The sequence below is a fragment of the Pseudoalteromonas sp. DY56-GL22 genome, assembly GCF_041414715.1.
Taxonomy (GTDB): Bacteria; Pseudomonadota; Gammaproteobacteria; order Enterobacterales; family Alteromonadaceae; genus Pseudoalteromonas; species Pseudoalteromonas simplex.
Genome location: NZ_JANHZR010000022.1, coordinates 1 through 4,190, shown reverse-complemented (window position 1 = coordinate 4,190; position 4,190 = coordinate 1). Strand labels below are relative to the sequence as shown.

At 41.0% G+C, this 4,190-nt stretch carries 3 protein-coding genes; all 3 read right to left on the bottom strand.

Going from position 1 to position 4,190, the window contains the following annotated elements; all coding sequences use genetic code 11:
* Positions 1-128: 128 nt before the first annotated feature.
* From NO991_RS20495 to NO991_RS20485, 3 genes are read right to left on the bottom strand one after another with little or no spacing between them, the layout of a single operon-like run.
* Entirely contained in the window at positions 129-2,369 is a 2,241-nt protein-coding gene (locus NO991_RS20495; RefSeq protein WP_289157228.1) for a polysaccharide biosynthesis tyrosine autokinase, read from the bottom strand.
* A gap of 14 nt (positions 2,370-2,383) precedes the next feature.
* Entirely contained in the window at positions 2,384-2,818 is a 435-nt protein-coding gene (locus tag NO991_RS20490; RefSeq protein WP_289157227.1) for a low molecular weight protein-tyrosine-phosphatase, read from the bottom strand.
* Between the two features lie 12 nt (positions 2,819-2,830).
* Positions 2,831-3,949, bottom strand: coding sequence for a polysaccharide export protein (locus NO991_RS20485; RefSeq protein WP_289157226.1), 1,119 nt, complete (start codon positions 3,947-3,949; stop codon positions 2,831-2,833).
* Between the last annotated feature and the right edge of the window lie 241 nt (positions 3,950-4,190).

The following is a 4,190-nucleotide window of genomic DNA, read 5'->3' as shown; positions in this document are numbered from 1 at the left end:
TCTAGGTTCTAGGTTCTAGGTTCTAGGTTCTAGGTTCTAGGTTCTAGGTTCTAGGTTCTAGGTTCTAGGTTCTTCAACACACTTTTCGTGGTGACAATTGAGTCAAGTAGAACCTAGAACGTATTTAATTACTTATCAGATTTATATTCGTAGTTGTAATAACCATAGTAACCGTATGCATTGCTTGCTTTACGTACTACACCATTAAATACAACACCTTTTACGTCTATGCCGTTTTGTTCAAAGCGATTACGAGTTAGTTCAATTTCACGTAAATGGTTTTGACCGAAGCGCGTTACTAATAATGTACTACCAGCATGAGCACTCACAATTGCAGGGTCGGTAACCGCTAAAATAGGTGGTGTATCAACAATAACAATGTCGTACTTGCCACTTACCTCTGCAACCATCTTACTAAAGTTGCGATGCATTAATAGCTCAGATGGATTTGGTGGTATTTGACCACGGGTTATCACATCTAACCCTTCAACTTGGGACGTTTTAGTTACTTGTTCAAGGTTTAATCGGCCAGAGAGTAAGTCACTTAAACCGTCATCCCACTTCATACCGAACTGAGTTTGTAAATAACCTTTACGCATATCAGCATCGATAATCAACACCTTTTTACCGCTTTGCGCTAATACTGCTGCTAGGTTTACCGAGATAAACGATTTACCCACACCAGGGCTTGGGCCAGATATTGCGATTATGTTGTTTTTGGCCTCCATCATTGCAAAGTGTAGGCTAGTACGCAGACTACGTAGTGCTTCAATAGATAAATCAGCTGGGTTATCTACCGCAAGGATTGACTTAGGCTTATCTTTAACTTTACGGGCACGGTTAAAGCCAGTTAGCTTATCTTGAAAGTCTGAATACGGGACAGATGCATAAACAGGTAAGCCAATGCTTTCTATCTCTGTTGGGTCTTCAACACCGCGGTGCATTGCTTTTTGAATTAGCACTATTGCCACAGCTAAAAAGCCACCAAGCAAAGTTGCCACAACAGCTATAATTGCCTTTTTCGGCTTAACAGGCTCGGTAGTATCTACCGCAGCAGCATCGACCACACGTACATTACCTACCGTACCGGCACGTACAATATCTAGCTCTTGGGTTTTACCAAGTAATAAGGTGTAAATTTGGTTACTTACTTCTACGTCGCGTTTTAAACGTAATAGCTCTTGCTGTGTTTCTGGTAAGTTACCAACTTCGCCAACTAGCTTTTGTTTTTGTTTTTCTACCGCTTCAATCTGCTCTAGCACCCCTTGGTAGGTTGGGTGGCTTTCTTTAAATTTACGGCTTAGCTCTAAACGTTTTAGTTCTAACTCTTGTAATTTAGTTTCAAGTTCAACTACCTGCTCAAGTACACCTTGAGTTTCTAAGCTGATGTTGATTGATTGACGTTTAATTTGATAATCGTTAAAACGCTCTTCTGCGTATTCAAGTTGCTTTTTAACTTCTGGAAGCTGGACTTCTAAAAACTCGAGTGACTTTTGTGCTTCTGCACTGTTACGCTCAACATTACGGCGTACATAAATTTGTGACACTCTATCAAGTACTTTTTCTGCGTGCGCTGCACTTTTGTGTTCGTACGACATTGCAATTATGCCAGAATCTTTACCTTTTTCGCTGGCACCAATCTCTTGCTGTAGTTCAACAATAGTTCTATAGCGATTTTTCTTAGCTAATGTAAAAACAGTTCCAGGCCGTGCATTCAAATCGCGAATGGTTAACTCATAAAAGCCAGCGCTTTGATCTTTACCAACCGTACCTTTTAAAACAAAATCACCGTCCGGATTAAAAAGCTCAAATGTTTTACCTTCACCTACTACTAATTCAAATGATTCACCTAAAAACCCTTTAGGTACGTTAAATCTGAAAATATTGATACTCTCACCGCCCCAGGCATAACTGCTTAAGCCTAAAAATGGCTCAGCTATATCGCCTTCGGACTCAGCAGCAAAACTGCGATAAACTTTACCGCCAATCACAGGGAATAATTTAGGCTCTGCAACTATATCAAGCTTTAGGGTATCAACCGCTTCACCAATCACCGAGCGCGATTTTAACAGCTCAATCTCGGTTACAGCAGCACTACTACTTTCGAACATACCTGCCATATCATCAAGACCTGGTACTGACGGGCTGCTTTCTTCAACTTGAACAAGTGCTGTTGCTTTATAAATAGGAGTGCTTAATACCGCAACAGCTACGCCTATAATAGCGAATATAGCTGTTACAATAACGATAAACCATTTACGGTCGAGTAAAGTACCTAGTAATGCGAGTAGATCTATTTCTTGCGATTGCGTTTCTTGACTTCTATTTTGGTTTTTACTTGCTGCTAATGCAGTGGGCTGAGCATTCATGTACTAGCCTTTCCTTATAAATACTTTTGCCAAGCGCTACATGCGCTATCGATTAATGCGTAAACGTGCTCAAAAGCCTCTTGGCTTTGACGGTACGGGTCGGGTATTTCTTTATCGTCGACCCATTTACCTAGCAAAAATGTTTTACCACGTGCTTGCGGGTAACGAGCACACAAGTCGTTTATATGGCGCTTTTCCATCACTAAAATAACGCTGTGCTGTGCAACAAGGGCTGAGGTGATTTGCCTGCCCTGATGCTCGCTCATATCAATACCATGTTGTGTTGCAATTTGCTGTGCTTGTGCATCTGCATGCTTGCCTTCAAGGGCCGTTAAGCCTGCTGAAGACACGCTAACATTTTTACCTTGTAGTTTACTTTTTAATACATATTCAGCGGTTGGGCTTCGGCAAATATTGCCTGCACACACAACTAATACAGAATCAAACATACGTCTTAACCCTTAATTTGAGCTAGTAACATCATTGATTGAATCAACTGTGCTTACCGATGGTAATAATAAGCTAATTACGCGGTTCCAACGCGCTAGCGGCGCTGAAGTTACATACACAATATCGTGCGGCTGTAACTCAAACTGCTCAGCAAGCACTAATGCCGCAACATTTTTAGCATGTAGTTGATATACATCAGCAATAATGCCATCGGTTTCTAAGTTGCGTTTACGTAATACAAACACGCCATTTGCGTCAGCTGTGTTTTCGTTTAAGCCGCCGGCATCACTTAAGGCTTGCGCTAAATTTAAACCATAACGATTAACACCCACTGTACCAGCACGTTTTACATCGCCTAATACAAATACTTTTTGCATATCGTTACGATTAACATGCACAATATCGCCATGTTTTAATAAACGGTTTTGCGAGATATCACCATGAGCATAAAAGTCATCAAGTTGGATCATTTCTGTTTTATCGCCACGTGTAAATGTAACTGTGCGCCAATCTGCTGCTTCGGTTAAACCACCGGCTTGGTTAAGTGCGTCAATTAGAGTAAGTGGTACTTCGGTTACAGGGAGCACACCAGGTTTGTTCACCTCACCTGTCACATAGGCTTTTTGGCTTCTAAAACCAACAATTTTAATATCTACTTGTGGGTCTTCGATTACACGACTTAAGCGTTTAACGAGTTCCTTATGAACTTGTTGCACTGTTTTACCAGCTGCTTGAATATCTGGAGCGTAAGCAAAGGTAATTGTGCCGTCGGCTTGAACGCGGAAACCGTCGAATTCAGCAGTACGTTGAACTGCAGCAGGTATGGTTAATTCAGGATGGTCCCATACACCGATTGTGATTACATCGCCAACACCTAATTTGTATTGATAATCAGAGGTGTCGATGCCATCAAGGCTTGATGGTAACGCTGGTTTCGTTTTAGTTTGCTTTTGTTGGTTGATTAGAGAAGAGTCGATGATTTGGATATTAACTTTATCGAGCTCCTTCTCAAGGTTGTCAATTTGTTCACCCGATTCGATTCCTTCAAAATGGCTACCGGGGATTATTGTACAGCCAGTCATTGCTAGTAACGCAAATGACGTTACAATTGTTTTACAGCTTAGCGCCATTGTTATTTCCCAAATAATTATTCTTAAAACGTCCAGTTAAAATAAAACCACAACTGTTTATTTTTACGCTGCCTAATTAAAGCATGGCAACCAAATGTTCGCAAGACTGAGTGTTTAGTAAACGCTCACTTGTGACAGGTTTTTGCAAAATAGTTAATGAATACTTCTAGGTTCTAGGTTCTAGGTTCTAGGTTCTAGGTTCTAGGTTCTAGGTTCTAGGTTCTAGGTTCTAGGTTCTAGG